Below are 17,903 nucleotides of genomic sequence, written 5' to 3' on the forward strand. Positions count from 1 at the left end.
TTGGACGCCGCAGCTAGTCAAGGATTTCCCCAGCTCTATGGTAGGCTTCACATAGTGAACGGTCGTACTCCTAGCTCACGGCCGCACCGTTCCAGCCGCGAGCGCTCCCGTGAAAGTCCCTCCCGTGAAGAGCGCAAAGAGGCAACTCGGCGCGCCATCATCGCCGCTGCTCTCAAGCTGCTGCAGGACCGCAGCTTTTCCGCCCTGAGCCTGCGTGAGGTGACCCGCGAGGTCGGGATCGTCCCGGCGGCGTTCTATCGGCACTTCGAGTCGATGGAGGCCCTCGGGCTCGTCCTCATCGACGAGTCATTCCGCAGCTTGCGCGATACCCTGCGCGACGCGCGGGCCGGCAAGCTCGACCCGAGCCGGGTGATCGAGTCGTCCGTCGAGATACTGGTCGGCAGCGTCGCCGATCGACGCGAGCACTGGCGGCTGATCGGCCGCGAACGCAACAGCGGGCTGAGCGTGCTGCGCTACGCGATCCGCACCGAGATCCGGCTGATCACCTCCGAGCTGGCGACCGACCTGGCCCGGTTCCCGGGACTCAATGCCTGGAGCACCGAGGACCTCAACGTCCTGGCGACCCTGTTCGTCAACTCGATGATCGTGATCGCCGAGGCGATCGAAGACGCCCAGACGGCCGAGGCGCTCGAAGACATCCGTCGTATCGCCGTCAAGCAACTGCGGATGATCGCGATCGGTATCGCCGGCTGGCACAGCAGTCCTTAACGCGGCTCCCGCCGCATCGCCCACAGCGGTGGGCCACCGTTGGGCAGGGGCATCTCCTGGGTGACCTCGAAGCCGAACCGCAGATAGTAGGGCACGTTTTCGGGCTTGCTCGACTCGAGATAAGCCGGGCAATGCTCGGCATCGCAGCGATCCAGCCGCGACCGCATCAACGCCTGCCCATAGCCCTGGCCGCGGACCGACGGGTCGCTGCCGATGGCGGCCAGATACCAGTGCGGCTCCTCGGGATGCTCACGCTTCATCATTTCCTGGATGTCGCGCGCCATTCCGGTGCGCACGCCGAACACCCGCAGGAAGGCCGGTGTCATCGCGAACTGCGCCCAGCGTGATTCCTGCCAGCGGTTGGGCGGATCCCATAGGGCGGCCCCACCGATGACACCTCCGTCGTGAGCCACCTCGACGCCACCGAGCCGTAGATGGTGGTGACGGGTCATCGCCGCAAACATCCGGGTCAGATGCGTGGTCCGCGTCATGCTGTTGGGAAATATCCAGGCCATCACCGGATCGTCGAAGAAGGCCCGGCTCAGGGTCGCCGACAACTCGCGGAGGTCGGCTTTGCGCGCCGGACGTGCCTGGGGGCCCATGACGCCAGGTTAGTGGCAAACCGCCCGCTTAAAACGAAGAGCCCCGGAACATCATCACGAAGCCTGTTACCGCCGCGATGGCACCCACGGCGTAGATGGAGACCGAAAGCCACAGCACGCCGATCGTCGACGCGAACCAGCACAGCAGCAATGCGCCGCACATCAGGCACACGCTGTAAAGCGGTGTTCGGTGCGGACGATCGGTCTTTGCCATCTGTTGCCAATTCCCATTCGCGTCGCGAGCAAAACTGCACGAGTGTGGCTGCGCAGGCGAGGGGTACTTTGGTGCGATGACCGGACTTTCACGGCGGACATTCGGGCAGATCGCGACCGGCGTGGGCGTGCTGGGCGCGGGCGCCTTGGCCGCCGGCTGCTCCCGGGAGCATCACGGCGCTCCGGCTAATCCACCGCCACCGGCCAAGGGTGTCGGAATCGTCTTGTCACACTAGCAATTTCGCACCGATCAGCTGGTGTTGCAAGCGCAGGCGGCCGAAAAGGCAGGCTTTCAATACGTCTGGGCCAGCGATCACATCCAGCCGTGGCAGGACAACGAGGGCCACTCGATGTTCCCGTGGCTGACGCTGGCGCTGGTGGGCAGTGGCACCAGCCGCATCGCCTTCGGAACCGGCGTCACCTTTCCGACCTATCGCTACCACCCGGCAACGGTGGCGCAGGCCTTTGCTTCGCTGGCGATCCTGAACCCGGGCCGGGTGTTCCTGGGGCTCGGTACCGGCGAGCGGCTCAACGAGCAGGCCACCACCAATATGTTCGGCAAGTACCCCGAGCGCCATGATCGGCTCGTCGAGGCGATCGACCTGATTCGCCAGCTATGGAGTGGTCAGCGGATCTCGTTCGCGGGCCGCTATTTTCAGACCAACTCGCTGAAACTCTACGACCTACCGGCGACCCCGCCACCGATCTTCGTCGCCGCCAGCGGACCCAAAAGCGCAAGGCTGGCAGGACAATACGGCGACGGCTGGATCACCCAAGCCCGCGATCTCACCAATGCCAAACTGCTGAACGCGCTCAATGCCGGCGCCCACGCCGCCGGCCGCGATCCCGCGACTCTGGGCAAGCGCGCCGAACTGTTCGCCGTCGTCGGCGATAACGAGGAGGCCGCCCGCACGGCGGCCTTGTGGCGCTTTACCGCCGGGGCGGTCGACCAACCCAATCCGGTCGAGATCCAGCGCGCGGCCGAGGCGAACCCGATCGACAAGGTGCTGGCCAACTGGACGGTCGGCACCGACCCCGCCACGCACGTCACCGCCGTGCAGTGGATTCTCGACGGCGGCGCCGTCCCGTTTCTGCGCTTTCCGCAGGGCGACCCAATTGCCGCCATCAACTTCTACCGCGACTACGTCCTGCCCAAGCTGCACTAAACGGTCGCCCATTTCGGGCCGCACTTACGATGAGGTAGCTGCTCTTCGCGTTTATCCACGATGCCGGTGCGACGGTGCGCCGGGGAATGGTTGGCCACGGTGTGGGACTTCGAAACAGACCCGGAATACCAGGCAAAGCTGGACTGGGTCGAAAAATTCATGTCCGAGGAACTCGAACCGCTCGACCACGTCGCCCTCGATCCCTATGACAAGCAGAACGCTGAAACGATGGCGATCCTGCGTCCGCTGCAGCAGCAGGTGAAGGACCAAGGTCTGTGGGCCGCGCATCTAGGGCCCGACCTCGGCGGCCAGGGCTACGGCCAGGTCAAGCTCGCGCTGCTCAACGAGATCCTCGGGCGCTCACGCTGGGCGCCGTCGGTGTTCGGCTGCCAGGCACCGGACTCCGGCAACGCCGAGATCCTCGCGCTGTTCGGCACCGACGAACAGAAGGCCCGCTACCTGCAGCCGCTGCTGGACGGCGAGATCACGTCGTGTTACTCGATGACCGAGCCGCAGGGCGGCTCCGATCCGGGGATGTTCGTGACGGGTGCGACGCGCGACGGCTCAGGAAATGGGGACTGGGTCATCAACGGGGAGAAGTGGTTTTCCAGCAACGCCAAGCACGCGTCTTTCTTCATCGTCATGGCCGTGACGAAGCCCGACGCGCGCACCTACGACAAGATGTCGCTGTTCATCGTCCCGGGCGAGACCCCGGGCATCGAGATCATCCGCAATGTCGCCGTGGGTGGCGAGTCGGGCAAGCACGGCTCACACGGCTACGTCCGTTACAACGACGTCCGGGTGCCGGCCGATCACGTACTGGGCGGTGAAGGCCAGGCCTTCATGATCGCGCAGACCCGACTCGGCGGTGGCCGCATTCACCACGCGATGCGCACAATCGCCCTGGCGCGCAAGGCCTTCGACATGATGTGTGAGCGGGCCGTGTCACGCAAGACCCGGCATGGTCACCTCGCCGACTTCCAGATGACGCAGGAGAAGATCGCCGACAGCTGGATCCAGATCGAGCAGTTCCGGCTGCTGGTGCTGCGCACCGCGTGGCTGATCGACAAACACCACGACTACCAGAAGGTGCGCCGCGATATCGCTGCCGTCAAAGTCGCGATGCCCCAAGTGCTGCACGACGTCGCGCAGCGCGCGCTGCACCTGCACGGCGCACTCGGGGTCTCCGACGAGATGCCGTTCGTGAAAATGCTCGTTGCCGCCGAGTCGCTGGGTATCGCCGACGGCGCTACCGAGTTGCACAAGATGACGGTGGCCCGCCGCACTCTGCGTGAATACACGCCAGTGACAACGCCTTTCCCGTCGGCGCACATCCCGACCCGGCGTGCCGAGGCTCAGGCCCGGCTAGCGGAACGACTGGAGCACTCGATCGCCGAGTTCTGAGGGTTAGCGGCACCCGATCCTGCGACACTTAGACGTCGGCGACGCCGTACGGGCCCGCAGCCGTTTAACTCTCGCGTTCGCAGCCTGCGGCAAACCCGACGCGTCAAGAGATGTAGCGAATGATGCTCTCGGCCACGCAGGCCGGCTTGGGCGATCCGTCTACCTCGATGGTGGTCGACATCGTCCCCTGCACGGTGCCGTTGCCCAGGTCCTCGACACCCACCAGCGAAGTCGTCGCGCGAACCTTCGAGCCGACCGGCACCGGCGACGGGAAGCGAACCTTGTTGAGCCCGTAGTTGATTGCCAGCTTGATGCCCTTGACGGTGTACATCTCGTGTTGCAACCGGGGCAGCAGCGACAGGGTCATGAAGCCATGAGCGATGGTCTTGCCGAAGGGACCGTCCTTCGCCCGTTCCGGGTCGACGTGGATCCATTGGTGGTCACCGGTCGCGTCGGCGAAGAGGTTGACCTCTTCCTGAGTGATGGTCACCCAGTCGCTTTGCCCAATGGTCTCGCCCGTGGCGGCGGCGAGGTCGGCGACTGACTCGAAGGTACGCATGCTTTCTCCTCTGCTCGCGGGTAACGATAGCGCCGCGACCTGTGCGGGGAAGCTGTCGGGTCGGAGTTACCCCAATGCGCCGATGGCCGCCTGCAGCTTGGCGGTGGCCTCGTCCGCGACCTCACGCAAGGCGTCCGGCTCCCCGGTCACCTTGACCATGAGTTGAGGATCCATCGCCTCGACCAGAACCGCGTCACCGTCGCCGTCGGGGTCGGTCCGCACCACAACGTTGCACGGCAGGAGCTGACCGATCTGGCGGTGGGCGCCCAGCGCGCGACGCGCCAGCCCGGGATTGCACGCGCCGAGGATGAGGTAGTTCTCCATCTCCGCCCCGAGCTTTTGCTTCAGCGTGGCTTGCACGTCGATCGTGGTCAGCACGCCGAAACCCTGGGCGGCCAGTGCCTTCGTCGTCCGGTCCACTGCGTCCTCGAACGACGTGTACAGCCTGCTACTCAATCCTGATGTCATTTGTTTCTCCTCTTCTCGGCCGGGCGCTTCCCCGAAATGCAATGTGGCCATCTGCCACGGCCGGGCCGTGGTGCAACCCGTCCCGGCGACCGGGCCATCAGGCCAGGCTCAGGAACAGCTTCTCCAGTTCGTCGATCGTCAGCGCGGGCACTGGCCGGTCCTTCGACGGCGTAATGCAGTCCCGCAGACCGGAGGCGATGATCTTGAAGCCAGCACGGTCCAATGCCCGCGATACGGCAGCCAGCTGCGTAACGACGTCCTTGCAGCCGCGGCCCTGCTCGATCATCGAGATGACGCCGCCGAGTTGACCCTGCGCCCGACGCAGCCGAGCGAGGACCGCATCGATATCACCCGGATCGTGCCCGGGGGCGCCGGCTCCGGGCGATGAACTGCCGTGAACTTCATTTGCCATACCTGATTTATATCATACCCCATGGGGTATTCTGCGGTGCTTCCCAGATACCTCTTGGGGTATCGGCACGGACTCTGCACTAACGGGTCGTCAGGGAAAGGAAACGTCAATGTGGCGAGCGATTTGCGTTCAATCGGCTGGGCCGGCAGCACAATTGGTCGCGGACTGTTGTTCGATACGTTGATGGTGCGCTCGTTGATGACGCCGTCGATCGCCGCGTTGCTTGGACGCTGGTTCTGCTGGCCCATCCGGGTGCACCCGCGGCCGACCGGATGCTACGGCCGGTCGGACCGCGTCGACTCGTCCGCTCGCTGCTTTACGGAGAGGTCGCCGATAGACCGGCGACCCAACATCCAGTGACATGAGACGGCCGACGTCCACACACCACGAAGAACACCGACAATAGAACTCGTGCGGCTGCTGTTGATCTCCGATACCCATGTCCCGGCGCGCCCGCGATCTGCCCGCGCGAGTGTGGGAGGAAGTCGCCCGCGCCGACGTCGTCATCCACGCCGGTGACTGGATCGCGCTCGAATTGCTCGACGAGCTGGAGTCCAGGGCCGCGCGACTGGTCGCCTGTTGGGGCAACAACGACGAGCCGGAATTGCGGGCTCGACTGCCCGAGCGCGCGGACGTCACGTTGGCGGGCGTGCGCTTCACCGTCGTACACGAAACCGGCGCCTCGTCCGGCCGCGACGCCCGGATGGCGCGACTCTACCCGGACAGCGACGTGCTGGTCTTCGGGCACAGCCACATCCCCTGGGACACCACGACCGAGACCGGGCTGCGCCTGCTCAACCCGGGCTCACCGACGGATCGCCGCCGCCAACCGTTCTGCACTTACCTGACGACCAGCGTCGATGACGGCGCAGTGACCGACGTCATGCTGCACCGCCTGGAGAAGTAGCTCAGCTAAAGCCGCTACACAGCCCGCACACATATATAGCTCGTAAACAGAGCTAGATATGCAAGCGCTGAGATCACACCCCGACCTGGTCGCCGACGTGTTCGGCGTCGTCGGCCGATTCCGTCGCCAGCTACGCAGGTCCGCCGGTCGGGGATTCGACTCGACGCGGTTCACCGAATCGCAGTCGGAACTGCTCTGGCTGGTCAGCCGGCGGCCGGGGATCTCGGTCCGCGCGGCGGCAGGCGAACTCGGGCTGGTTGCCAACACCGCCTCGGCGATGGTCTCCAAGCTGGTGGCCAACGGCTCGCTGATCCGCACTGTCGACGAGACCGACCGTCGCGCCTGCCAATTACGACTCGCTGAGCCCACCCAGCAGATCGTTGACGCATCGCGGGCCGCCCGGCGTGCGGTGTTGTCCGAGGTGCTGCACCAACTCGATGGCGACCAAATCGACTCTCTGACAAAGGGGTTGGAGGTTCTCGACATCGTGGCCCGCAGATTACAGGAGAGACGATGACGACGAAACTACCGATGGCGATCGACTGCCGTCACCTGACCTTCACTATGGCCGGTCCGCCGCGGTCGACGACTTGACATTGCAGGTGCGGCCGGGCGAAACGATGGGCCTGCTCGGCCCCAACGGCGCGGGCAAGACGACCCTGGTGCGGATGCTCACCACGCTCACGCCCGTACGGCACGGCGAACTGCGCATCTTCGGATTGGACTCCCGTCGCCAGACCGTCGATATCCGCAGCAATATCGGCTATGTGCCACAACCGCTTTCGATCGAGCCCGCGCTGACCGGCCGGCAGAACGTGGAATGGTTCGCCAGGCTTTACGGGGTTCCACGCGCCGAACGCGCCGACCGGGTCAAGCAGGCGCTGGATGCGATGCAACTACTCGATGTGGCCGACCGGCTGGCGGGGACCTACTCCGGCGGCATGGTGCGCCGGCTGGAAGTGGCGCAAACACTGGTCAACCGCCCGTCGCTGCTGGTGCTCGACGAGCCGACCGTGGGGCTGGACCCGATCGCGCGCGACGGCGTCTGGACCCAGGTGCAGCGCATGCAGTCACAGTTCGGCATGACCGTGTTGCTGACCACGCACTACATGGAGGAGGCCGACGCCCTGTGCGACCGCGTCGCGCTGATGCATCGCGGCGTCCTGCGCACCGTGGGTACTCCCACCGAGCTGAAGTCGAAGGTGTCGCCTTCGGCCACGCTCGAGGACGTGTTCCGCCACTACGCGTCCTCGGATCTGCGCGGCGAAGATGCCTCGGCGTCCGAATTCCGCGAAATCCGTTCCAGCAGAGAGGTTACCAGTCGTGCCAGTTGATCGGACCTACCAAACCCCGGCAGCCACGCTGGTGTGCGCGCCGCGCGGCTGGCAGCGGATCGGCGCGACGTTCGGCCGCGTCGGCGCGTTCGCGATCGTCGAACTGCAGAAGCTGCGGCACGACCGCACCGAGCTCGTCACCCGGATGGTGCAACCGGCCCTGTGGCTGTTGATCTTCGGGACGACATTCAGCAAGTTGCACGTCATCAACACGGATCGGTGTCCTATCTGGCGTTCCTGGCGCCGGGCATCATCGCGCAGTCGGCACTGTTCATCTCAATTTTCTATGGCATACAGATTATTTGGGATCGAGACGCGGGTGTGCTGGCCAAACTGATGGTGACGCCGTCGCCGGCGTCGGCACTGATCACCGGCAAGGCCTTCGCGGCCGGGGTGCGCTCGGTCGCTCAGGTCGTCGGCGTGCTGGCACTGGCCTACCTGATGGGCGTCGGCCTGACCGTCAACCCGCTGCGCATCCTCGCGGCGGTGGCAACCGTGATGCTCGGCGCGGCATTCTTCGCCTGCCTGTCGATGACGCTGGCCGGGCTGGTCCGCAATCGCGATCGTCTGATGGGTATCGGGCAAGCCATCACGATGCCGTTGTTCTTCGCGTCGAACGCGCTGTACCCGGTCGACGTGATGCCCTCCTGGCTGCGTGTGCTGAGCACCGTCAATCCGCTGAGCTACGAGGTGGACGCGCTGCGGGCGTTGTTGATCGGCACGCCGATGAACCCGCTGGACCTCGTCGTGTTGATCGTGGCCGCGGCGCTCGGAATTGCCGCGGCGTCAACGCTCTTGCGACGACTGGTCGCTTAGGCTGATAGCGCATGCGCTGGCGCTTCGCAAGAGGTCCGCATGGTTCCGAGAGCCGATCGTGACCGCAATGTGACGATTCCTGGCCGACTCTGAATCGTTAGCCAACCGCGATCTGCCACCCCGGCCGCGACAGGCGATTCAAATCCCACGTCTGTGTTTCACTCCCCGAGAACAGATTCCACCGCACAACGCGGCAAAGGAAAGTTGGGATGGGTAAGAGCTATGACATTCGTTGAGAAGTTGCGTGGCGCTGCTTCAATCCTGCCGCGCCGGCTGGCTATCGCGGTTGTAGGCGCTGCCCTGTTGTCCAGTCTGGTCGCCGTTGTCGGCGGCTCGGCGACTGCGGGGGCGTTCTCGAAGCCGGGTCTTCCAGTGGAGACCCTGCAGATTCCATCACCGTCGATGGGCCGCAATATCAAGGTCCAATTCCAGGGCGGCGGACCTCACGCGGTCTATCTGCTGGACGGTCTGCGGGCGCAGGACGACTTCAACGGCTGGGACATCAACACCCCGGCCTTCGAGGAGCTCTACCAGTCCGGCATATCGGTGGTCATGCCCGTCGGCGGCCAGTCCAGCTTTTACAGCAACTGGTACCAGCCGTCGGCAAGTAACGGCCAGACCTACACCTACAAGTGGGAGACCTTCCTGACCCAGGAGATGCCGCTGTGGTTGCAGGCCAACAAGGAGGTGTCGCCGTTCGGCAACGCCGCGGTGGGGCTGTCGATGTCGGGTGGCTCCGCAATGATCCTCGCCGCGTACTACCCGCAGCAGTTCCCGTACGCCGCTTCGCTTTCCGGCTTCCTCAACCCGTCCGACGGCTGGTGGCCGACGCTGATCGGCTTGGCGATGAGCGACTCGGGTGGCTACAGCGCCAGCAACATGTGGGGTCCGTCGACCGACCCGGCGTGGAAGCGCAACGACCCGATGGTGCAGATTCCGCGGCTGGTCGCCAACAACACCCGCCTCTGGGTTTACTGCGGTAACGGCACCCCGAGCGACCTCGGCGGCGACAACATGCCGGCGAAGTTCCTCGAGGGCCTGACGCTGCGCACCAACGAGCAGTTCCAGAACAACTACGTGGCAGCGGGGGGACGCAACGGCGTCTTCAACTTCCCGGCCAACGGGACGCACTCGTGGCCGTACTGGAACCAGCAGCTGATGGCGATGAAGCCCGACATGGTGCAGGTGCTCAACGCGCCCACCGCCGCTCCCCCGGCCCCGCCCGCCGGCTGACACAACAAATAGGCATCGGCAGTGCGTCACAGCGCTGCCGATGCCTATTTATTCCTTGGCGTCCTTCTTTCTCAGCTCGTCCTGGCGGTCCTGGTGGAAGTAGGTGTAGACGGTCGTCAGAGCGCACACGGCGGTTGCCGCCACGAGCATCGCGGTGCCGTTGACGACCGAGCCGATGAAGCCGCCCAGCGTGGCGCCGAGGACGACGCTGGAGAACAGCAGTAGGTAACCCAGCCAGTCGGCAGCCCGCCCACCCGCGATGTGGCGTTCGATGCCCTGGCCCATCTTGACCAGCGTGCCGGTCACGTAGCTCAACGGCACCGACACCTCGCCGTTCTTGACGAAGGATGTGTTCAACGCGCCGATGCCGAAGGCCATCAGCGCGATCGGCGGGAAATCGACATCACTTTCGCTCCATCCCTCATCGATCACGTCGAGCACGGTGGCCGCGATCAGACTGAAAGTGGTCAGCACGGTCGGCCCGTGCGGGTGCGCCACCCAGAAATGCCGCCGACATGCCGACGCGACCACCACCCCGGCAACGAAGCACAGGATCAGCAGCATCGCAGCCACGGACGGCCACACCTCGCCACGGAAGAACCCGAGCGGAGCCCGTTGGGCGTTGCCCGTCATGAAGGTCACCAAATACCCGGCGGAATGAAGAAAGGAGATTGCGCCCAGCACACCCGCCAGCGCCCCCAGCACCCAGGACAGCCGGGTTTCGCTGTTGAAGATTTCATTCGCCACGGCAACCATGCAAGCAGAACTCGTTGGCCCGCGCTGGGATCACATAGGAGACGCATAGGAGACGCATATGTTGGGCCCGTCCGCCGCGGGCTCAGAGACTTACTCGACCGCGATGAGCCTGGCGATGGACCGCAGCGGGATCGGCAGCCACGCGGGCCGATGGCGTGCCTCATAGCCGGCCTCGTACACCGCCTTGTCGAGTTCGTAAGCGGCGAGCAGCCGCGCCGAATCCCGTGGATCGGTGTCCGACGCGGCCGCGTAGCCCTCGCAGAAGGCTTCGCGATTGCGCTCGACCCATTCGCGGGCCCGCGCGGCCAGCTGCTTGTCGCCCTCGTGATCCACCAGCGGCCCGTAGGCGGCGTACTCGAACGAGCGCAGCATGCCGGCCACGTCGCGCAGGGGAGAGTCCGGGGCCCGTCGCTCGTCCAGCGGCGAGCCGGGCTCGCCCTCGAAGTCGATCAGCAACCAGCTCTCCGGGGTGCGCAGCACCTGCCCCAGGTGTAGGTCACCGTGCACGCGCTGGACGGTGATCGTCTCGCCGGCGAGCTTGCCGAAGCGCTCCTCGATCGTTGCCGAGTGCTGCTCCAGCTCGGGAACCAGCGCCGCGGTCGACGCCAGCCGGGCCAGCACGTTGTCCACCGGGAAGGTGGACTGTGCGGTGCCGAGAGTCTCGGCCAGGGTCGCGTGCACCGACGCGACGGCCTCCCCGAGGCGGTAGGACTCACCGGCGAAATCGCCACCGACCTCCTGGGCGTACAGATCACCCTCGGCGAACAGGTCGCGAACGCTGGCGGTGGCCATCGCCCAGCCCTCGGCGGCATTGGACTCGAACTCGGTGACCATGCCCAGCGGCCACGCGGTGTTCTCGGTGCCGTCGGTTCCGGCGATCTCGTAGGTGCCGAACAACCGGGCCACGTTGGGGTTGCCGGCGCGGCCGAGCACCCGGTTCAGCTCGATGTCCGGGTTGATGCCGCTGCTGACCCGGCGGAAGACCTTCAAGATGGCGAATCGGTCGAAGATCACGCTGGTGTTGGACTGCTCGGCGTCGGTCACCCGCGGCCAGGCGTCCAGCGGCAGCGTCACATCCGGCTCCTTGCGGAACACCACTTCGGTCCCAGCGGATTCGCGGACCGCGGACGTGTCGATCAGCGACAGCAAAAATCGCGGCGCCCCGGTTTCGTACAGCGCGTCGTAGCCGGTCCGGTCGTCGACCGAGCCGATGGTTGCCACGATGTTGTACTCGGTGACCGGCTCGGTGTCCCAAGCGACCAGCACCTGATAGCGCTCCGACGGGCCGCTGGTGTAGGTGACGTCGACGAGCACCAACTCGAGGTCGTCGCGCAGCGGCACGATGACCACGGGGTCGGCGCCGGACAGCTCGCGATTGCGCCCGGCGTACCAGCGCTGCTGTGGCAACCATTCGGCCCAAGGCAGGTTGGCTGATTGGCTGTTCATCAGTTCTCCTCCGATGCGCACAGCTGGAACCAGTAGAACCCATGTCCCGGCAGTGTCAGCAAATAGGGCAGGTGTCCGATGCTGGGGAATTCCACCTGCCCGGTGAGCTCGATCGGGGTGTAGCCGCTCCAATGTTGCAGGTTCAGCTCGAGGGGCTGGGGGAACCGCGACAGGTTGTTGACGCACAGCACGATGTCACCGTCGTGGGGTGCCTGGCGTAGAAACGCCAGCACCGACGGGTTCGACCCGCCGAGTTCCTCGAATGTGCCGATCGCGAAGGCGTCGTGGCGGCGGCGCACCGCCAGCATGGTGCGGGTCCAGTTGAGCAGCGAGGTCGAGGTGTCGCGCTGCGCCTCCACGTTGACCGCCTGGTATCCGTAGACCGAGTCCTGGTTGGGCGGCAGATACAGCCGGCCCGGCGTGGCCTTGGAGAATCCGGCGTTGCGGTCCGGGGTCCACTGCATCGGGGTGCGCACACCGTCACGGTCACCCAGCCAGATCACGTCGCCCATGCCGATTTCGTCCCCGTAGTAGAGGACGGGCGAGCCGGGCAGCGACAGCAGCAGCGCGGTGAAAAGCTGCATCTGATTGCGGTCGTTTTCCAGCAGCGGAGCCAGCCGGCGCCGGATCCCGACGTTCGCCTTCATCCGGGGATCCTTGGCGTACTCGGCGTACATGTAATCGCGCTCTTCGTCGGTGACCATCTCCAGGGTCAGCTCGTCGTGGTTACGCAGGAAGATCCCCCACTGCGCCATGTCCGGGATGTCGGGCGTCTGCGCCAGGATCTCCGAGATCGGAAACCGCGATTCGCGCCGGACCGCCATGAAGATGCGCGGCATCAGCGGGAAATGGAACGCCATGTGGCATTCGTCACCGCCGGTGCTGGGGTCGCCGAAATATTCGACGAAGTCGGCGGGCCACTGATTGGCCTCCGCCAGCAACACCCGGCCCGGGAATTCGTCGTCGACCACCTTGCGGACCTTCTTGAGGAAGGCGTGTGTCTCCGCCAGGTTTTCGCAGTTGGTGCCCTCACGCTCGAAGAGATAGGGCACCGCGTCGAGCCGGAACCCGTCGATCCCGAGGTCGAGCCAGAAGCGCAGCACGTCGATCATGGCTTCTTGCACGGCGGGGTTGTCGCAGTTCAGGTCCGGTTGGTGCGAGAAGAACCGGTGCCAGTAGAACTGCTTGCGCACCGGGTCGAAGGTCCAGTTCGACTCCTCGGTGTCGATGAAGATGATCCGGGCGTCGGTGTACTTCTCGCTGGTGTCGCTCCACACGTAGTAGTCGCCATACGGCCCGTCCGGGTCGTATGGCGACTCCTGGAACCACGGGTGTGACTCCGATGTGCGGTTCATCACCAAGTCCGTGATCACGCGGATCCCCCGCTCGTGCGCGGCGTCCAGCAGGTCGACGAAATCCTCAACCGTGCCGAACTCGGGCAGCACCTTGTAGAAGTCCCGGATGTCGTAGCCTCCGTCGCGCAGCGGCGAGTCGTAGAAGGGCGGCAGCCATAGGCAGTCGACGCCCAGCCACTGCAGATAGTCCAGGCGTCCGATCAGCCCGCGCAGGTCGCCCGACCCGTCCGCGTTGGCATCGGAGAACGCACGAACCAGTACCTCGTACAAGACCGCGCGTTTGAACCAGGTCGGATCAGCCGGCAGCGAAGCCGCGATCTCGAAATCCTGGGCGTCGGGGTGCTCGACTACCCCCCCTTCGACGTGACTGCCTTCCGCGGGATCGTGCTCCGAATCCTTTTTCGAGGCGTCGTTTTCGTCGTTCATTAATTCCACGATGCCACGTGTACCCGAGGCGGGCAGATCGAAATCACCCCGTTAATCTGCCGTCCCGGCAACCGAATTGGCCGCCGGCCAGGCAATATGCGCGTCAGGATCAGGCCGGTGGCCCGTCGCCCAGTGTCACGGGCGCGCTGCGGGGCCCGCCTCCGGAATTCCAGTGCAGCGTGATCACGTCGCCGGGGTGATGCGGGACGAGTACGTCCGTCATCGCGGTGGGACCGTTGATCGGCACGTTGTCGACCGCGACGATCACGTCGCCGGGCGCGATTCCACTTCCCGCGGCGGGGCCGCCGTCGACCAGGCGCTGGACCCGGGCGCCGTTGCCGCCGTTTTCGGCAACGCCCATGCCGATGAAGGCCGTGGGCCCGATGTGCACGGTGTTGGACCCGGCACCGGACCGGATCTGATTGGCGACGCCCATCGCGTGACCGATCGGGATTGCGAAGCCCTGGCCGCCGGACATCTTGTAGCTGTCAGTGGCGGCGGTGTCGACCCCCACCACCTGTCCGGCATTGTTGACCAGGGGCCCACCCGAGTCGCCGGGCTTGATCGCCGTGTCGGCCTGGATCAGCCCGCCGAGGTTCTCGTTGGCTCCGGTCAGGGTGTCGGTGGCCGAGACAGTCTGGTTGAGCGCGACCACTCTGCCGGGAACCACGCTGGGCGCGCCGCCCTGGCCGTGGGTGTTGCCGAGCGCCGTTACCGGCTCGCCGATCGCGACGCCGCCACCGATGGCGGCGGCGGGAAGTCCGCCCGCGCCGCGAAGCTGCAGCACCGCGATGTCCGCGCTGCGGGAGTAGCCGATCACGTCGACGGCGTACGTCTGACCATTGCCGACGTCGAACGCGCTGATATCGGTGGCGGCCGAGATCACGTGGTTGTTGGTCAGCACGACCCCGCCGGGATCGATGACGATGCCGGTTCCCGCCCCGATCGCGTTGTTGTAGCCGTACCGGGTGCTGATGTTGACGACCTGAGGTCCGACCTGGGCGGCGATCGCGGCGGGATCCAGCGGGAACATCGGGGCATCGCCGAACCGGTCGGTCGCCAGCGTGGACGGCGATGCAGCGGCCGGGACCGTGGTCAGGCCCAAGCCCAGTCCGACCACGGCCAGCACACTGACCAGCCATGACGGCCAGACTGAGCGGGGGTGCCCTTTGCTCATCCCGTACCTCCCTGCATCGGGGTGCGAACCAGAAGCGGCCCAGCCTCTGCGTCTGGACCGCATATTTTGTGTACCTCACCGTAATGCAGGTAGCTAGTTCAGGGCGCACGGAACGCTGATCGACTATCGCGGCTCCTAAGCTGGGACGGTGGGCGAATTCGACCCTAAAATCCGGTTCGCGCGGTCCCCGGTGGCACGGTTGGCGACCAGTTCGGCCGACGGAAAACCACATCTGGTGCCGGTGGTTTTCGCGGTCTGCGAAGCCGTTACAGCCGATGCCCCCGACATGGTCTACACCGCGATCGACGCGAAGCCGAAGAGCACGCAGCGGCTGCGCCGGCTGACCAACATCGCCGGCAACGCACGGGTCAGCCTGCTCGTCGACCACTACGGCGACGACTGGACGCAGCTGTGGTGGGTCAGAGTTGACGGCGAGGCGTCTATTCATCCCGACGGCGACGCGATGCATACCGGCTACCGGCTGTTACGCGCGAAATACCCTCAGTATCAATCAGTTTCACTGAACGGGCCGGTCATCACGATTGCCGTGAACCGCTGGTCGAGCTGGCACGCCTGACGGGGCGCGCCGCGGGGTGCAATTGGCTGGTCCGTGGCCTTGTGTTGGGCGGCAGTTGGGAGAAGGTTGCCTAATACGTTCTGTGAGCTAGGACACACCGTGCCCGACCGAGCGAAGTGGAGAAGGTCATGGCGGACAAGGCGAACGCTGCGGCGGGCACGGGGGCAGCTCCCACCGCGAACCGTCCTGGCGATGTGCGCAACATCGCCCTGGTGGGCGCCTCGGGCGGCGGCAAGACTACCCTGGTCGAGGCCCTGCTCGTCGCGGGCGGCGTGCTGACCAGGGCGGGATCGGTGACCGACGGCAGCACCATCTGCGACTACGACGACGCCGAGATTCGCCAACAGCGTTCGGTGGGGGTCGCGGTGGCGTCCCTGTCGCACGGCGGCATCAAGATCAACCTGGTCGATACGCCCGGATACGCCGACTTCGTCGGCGAGCTGCGCGCCGGACTGCGCGCGGCGGATTGCGCGCTGTTCGTGATCGCGGCCAACGAGGGCTGCGACGGTATTGACGAGCCGACCAAGTCGCTCTGGGCGGAATGCCGCCAGGTCGGCATGCCCCGCGCCGTGGTGATCACCAAGCTGGACCACGCCCGCGCGAACTATATGGAAGCGCTACAGGCGGCGCAAAACGCGTTCGGCGACAAGGTTTTACCGCTCTACTTGCCGACCGGCTCGCCATCCTGCGAAGGCCTGATCGGCTTGCTCTCGCAAAAGCGGTATCAGTATTCCGGTGGCACCCGCACGATCGAGCCGCCGGATCCCGCGGATGCCGACCGGATCGAGGACGCCCGCGGCATGCTGATCGAGGGAATCATCGAGGAATCCGAGGACGAGTCCCTGATGGACCGTTATCTCGACGGCGAGGTGATCGACGAGGCGGTGCTGATCGACGACCTGGAGCGCGCCGTCGCCCGCGGGTCATTCTTCCCGGTCATCCCGGTCTGCAGCGGCACCGGTGTCGGCACCCACGAGCTGCTCGAGGTCGCCACCCGCGGCTTCCCCTCCCCGATGGAACACCGGATGCCCGAAGTCTTTACGCCGCACGGCGCCCCGCACGCCGAGCTGCCCTGCGACGCCGAAGCACCGTTGCTGGCAGAGGTGGTGAAGACGACGTCAGACCCCTACGTCGGCAGGGTGAGCCTGGTCCGGGTGTTCTCCGGGACCATCAGGCCCGACACGACCGTGCATGTGTCGGGCCATTTTTCGTCTTTCTTCGGAGAATCCGATGGCAACAGCCACACTCACCCGGACCACGACGAGGACGAACGCATCGGGGTGTTGTCCTTTCCGCTGGGTAAGCAACAACGACCCGCCCCCGAGGTGGTGGCCGGCGACGTCTGCGCGATCGGCAAGCTCAGCCGTGCCGAAACCGGTGACACCCTGTCCGACAAGGCAGAGCCGCTGGTGCTGAAACCGTGGGCCATGCCGGAGCCGCTGCTGCCGATCGCCATTGCGGCGCATGCCAAGACCGACGAGGACAAGCTGTCGGTCGGGCTGAGCCGGCTGGCCGCCGAGGACCCGACGCTGCGGATCGAGCAGAACTCCGAAACGCACCAGATCGTGCTGTGGTGCATGGGTGAGGCCCACGCCGGCGTCGTCCTCGAGGCGCTGGCCAACCGATACGGCGTCACCGTCGACATGGTGGAACTGCGCGTCCCGCTGCGAGAAACCTTCGGCGGCAAGGCAAAAGGCCACGGCCGCCACGTCAAGCAATCAGGCGGTCACGGCCAGTACGCGGTATGCGACATCGACGTCGAGCCGTTGCCGGGGGGATCCGGATTCGAGTTCGTCGACAAGGTGGTCGGCGGGGCGGTGCCGCGGCAGTTCATCCCGAGCGTGGAGAAGGGCATCCGCGCGCAGATGGAAAAGGGTGTGCACGCCGGCTATCCGGTGGTCGACATCCGGGTCACCCTGCTCGACGGCAAAGCCCACAGCGTCGACTCGTCGGACTTCGCATTCCAGATGGCGGGTTCCCTGGCGCTGCGGGAGGCCGCCGCCGCGACGAAGGTGACGCTGCTCGAGCCGATCGACGAGATCTCGGTGCTGGTGCCCGACGATTTCGTGGGCGCGGTGATGGGCGACCTGTCGGGTCGGCACGGGCGCGTGCTGGGCACCGATACCGCGGGCCAGGACCGCACCGTGGTGCGGGCCGAGGTGCCTCAGGTCGAGCTGACCCGGTACGCGATCGATCTACGTTCGCTGGCGCACGGCGCCGCGTCGTTCACCCGAGCGTTCGCCCGTTACGAGCCGATGCCCGAGTCCGCCGCGACCCGGTTGGCGGCTACTGTGTGAAAGCACCTGATAAACAGCCAGATTGG

The 17,903-nt window shown here is 65.7% G+C and carries 15 protein-coding genes and 5 pseudogenes; 11 read left to right on the forward strand and 9 right to left on the reverse strand.

Annotated elements, in window-relative coordinates; genetic code table 11:
- Positions 1–54 precede the first annotated feature (54 nt).
- Positions 55–729 (forward strand): TetR family transcriptional regulator, encoded by a 675-nt coding sequence (locus tag G6N54_RS17535; protein ID WP_163791206.1) that lies wholly within the window; start codon positions 55–57, stop codon positions 727–729.
- On the opposite strand, the gene G6N54_RS17540 is transcribed toward G6N54_RS17535, so the two are convergent.
- Together G6N54_RS17540 and G6N54_RS17545 are read right to left on the reverse strand one after the other, a co-directional pair.
- The gene (locus G6N54_RS17540) at positions 726–1,331 is read right to left on the reverse strand and encodes a GNAT family N-acetyltransferase (protein ID WP_163791207.1); all 606 of its coding nucleotides are present in this window, start codon (positions 1,329–1,331) and stop codon (positions 726–728) included. The genes G6N54_RS17535 and G6N54_RS17540 overlap by 4 nt on opposite strands.
- Positions 1,332–1,359: 28 nt before the next feature.
- Positions 1,360–1,545, reverse strand: a complete 186-nt coding sequence (locus tag G6N54_RS17545) for a hypothetical protein (RefSeq protein ID WP_163791208.1) — start codon at positions 1,543–1,545, stop codon at positions 1,360–1,362.
- 76 nt (positions 1,546–1,621) lie between these two features.
- Here G6N54_RS17545 and G6N54_RS17550 point away from each other — a divergent pair.
- Together G6N54_RS17550 and G6N54_RS17555 are read left to right on the forward strand one after the other, a co-directional pair.
- Positions 1,622–2,710, forward strand: a pseudogene (locus G6N54_RS17550) (F420-dependent hydroxymycolic acid dehydrogenase).
- A 99-nt stretch (positions 2,711–2,809) separates the two neighbouring features.
- On the forward strand, positions 2,810–4,114 hold the full coding sequence (locus G6N54_RS17555; RefSeq protein ID WP_179969245.1) for an acyl-CoA dehydrogenase family protein: 1,305 nt from the start codon (positions 2,810–2,812) through the stop codon (positions 4,112–4,114).
- A 103-nt stretch (positions 4,115–4,217) separates the two neighbouring features.
- Here the strand turns inward: G6N54_RS17555 and G6N54_RS17560 are convergent, their stop codons facing one another.
- The 3 genes from G6N54_RS17560 to G6N54_RS17570 all read right to left on the reverse strand — a co-directional run bounded on the left by G6N54_RS17560 (position 4,218) and on the right by G6N54_RS17570 (position 5,553).
- On the reverse strand, positions 4,218–4,673 hold the full coding sequence (locus G6N54_RS17560; protein WP_163791210.1) for a MaoC family dehydratase: 456 nt from the start codon (positions 4,671–4,673) through the stop codon (positions 4,218–4,220).
- Positions 4,674–4,739: 66 nt separating this feature from the next.
- Entirely contained in the window at positions 4,740–5,141 is a 402-nt protein-coding gene (locus G6N54_RS17565) for a DUF302 domain-containing protein (protein ID WP_163791211.1), read from the reverse strand.
- Between the two features lie 97 nt (positions 5,142–5,238).
- Positions 5,239–5,553: a metal-sensitive transcriptional regulator gene (locus G6N54_RS17570; protein WP_163791212.1), complete on the reverse strand. Its 315-nt coding sequence runs from the start codon at positions 5,551–5,553 to the stop codon at positions 5,239–5,241.
- Between the two features lie 144 nt (positions 5,554–5,697).
- On the opposite strand from G6N54_RS17570, the pseudogene G6N54_RS31685 reads away from it, so the two are divergent.
- From G6N54_RS31685 to ag85C, 6 genes and pseudogenes are all read left to right on the forward strand, one after another.
- Positions 5,698–5,918 (forward strand): annotated as a pseudogene (locus G6N54_RS31685) (MMPL family transporter); the annotation flags it as partial.
- 46 nt (positions 5,919–5,964) lie between these two features.
- Positions 5,965–6,460, forward strand: a pseudogene (locus G6N54_RS17580) (metallophosphoesterase family protein).
- 58 nt (positions 6,461–6,518) lie between these two features.
- A complete protein-coding gene (locus G6N54_RS17585; protein ID WP_163791213.1) occupies positions 6,519–6,977 on the forward strand; it encodes a MarR family winged helix-turn-helix transcriptional regulator in 459 nt (152 codons plus the stop codon).
- Positions 6,974–7,794, forward strand: a pseudogene (locus G6N54_RS17590) (ATP-binding cassette domain-containing protein). The gene G6N54_RS17585 and the pseudogene G6N54_RS17590 overlap by 4 nt, the downstream one beginning before the upstream one ends.
- Before the next feature lie 28 nt (positions 7,795–7,822).
- Positions 7,823–8,610: pseudogene (locus G6N54_RS17595) on the forward strand (ABC transporter permease).
- A gap of 222 nt (positions 8,611–8,832) precedes the next feature.
- Positions 8,833–9,843: a diacylglycerol acyltransferase/mycolyltransferase Ag85C gene (ag85C, locus tag G6N54_RS17600; RefSeq protein ID WP_163791214.1), complete on the forward strand. Its 1,011-nt coding sequence runs from the start codon at positions 8,833–8,835 to the stop codon at positions 9,841–9,843.
- Between the two features lie 48 nt (positions 9,844–9,891).
- On the opposite strand, the gene G6N54_RS17605 is transcribed toward ag85C, so the two are convergent.
- The 4 genes from G6N54_RS17605 to G6N54_RS17620 form a co-directional block, all read right to left on the reverse strand.
- Positions 9,892–10,590, reverse strand: coding sequence for a YoaK family protein (locus G6N54_RS17605; protein WP_163791215.1), 699 nt, complete (start codon positions 10,588–10,590; stop codon positions 9,892–9,894).
- 99 nt (positions 10,591–10,689) lie between these two features.
- Positions 10,690–12,045 carry a maltokinase N-terminal cap-like domain-containing protein gene (locus G6N54_RS17610; RefSeq protein ID WP_163791216.1) on the reverse strand — a complete coding sequence of 452 codons (1,356 nt, stop codon included), beginning with the start codon at positions 12,043–12,045 and terminating at the stop codon, positions 10,690–10,692.
- Positions 12,045–13,826 (reverse strand): maltose alpha-D-glucosyltransferase, encoded by a 1,782-nt coding sequence (gene treS / locus G6N54_RS17615; RefSeq protein ID WP_163791217.1) that lies wholly within the window; start codon positions 13,824–13,826, stop codon positions 12,045–12,047. The genes G6N54_RS17610 and treS overlap by 1 nt, the downstream gene beginning before the upstream one ends.
- A gap of 109 nt (positions 13,827–13,935) precedes the next feature.
- Positions 13,936–15,003 carry a S1C family serine protease gene (locus tag G6N54_RS17620; protein ID WP_163791218.1) on the reverse strand — a complete coding sequence of 356 codons (1,068 nt, stop codon included), beginning with the start codon at positions 15,001–15,003 and terminating at the stop codon, positions 13,936–13,938.
- Positions 15,004–15,151: 148 nt separating this feature from the next.
- Here G6N54_RS17620 and G6N54_RS17625 point away from each other — a divergent pair, with 148 nt between their 5' ends.
- Positions 15,152–15,580: a TIGR03668 family PPOX class F420-dependent oxidoreductase gene (locus tag G6N54_RS17625; protein ID WP_163791219.1), complete on the forward strand. Its 429-nt coding sequence runs from the start codon at positions 15,152–15,154 to the stop codon at positions 15,578–15,580.
- 128 nt (positions 15,581–15,708) lie between these two features.
- Positions 15,709–17,877, forward strand: coding sequence for an elongation factor G-like protein EF-G2 (locus G6N54_RS17630; protein WP_163791220.1), 2,169 nt, complete (start codon positions 15,709–15,711; stop codon positions 17,875–17,877).
- Positions 17,878–17,903: the final 26 nt, after the last annotated feature.

The organism is Mycobacterium stomatepiae, from assembly GCF_010731715.1.
GTDB classification, from domain to species: Bacteria; Actinomycetota; Actinomycetes; order Mycobacteriales; family Mycobacteriaceae; genus Mycobacterium; species Mycobacterium stomatepiae.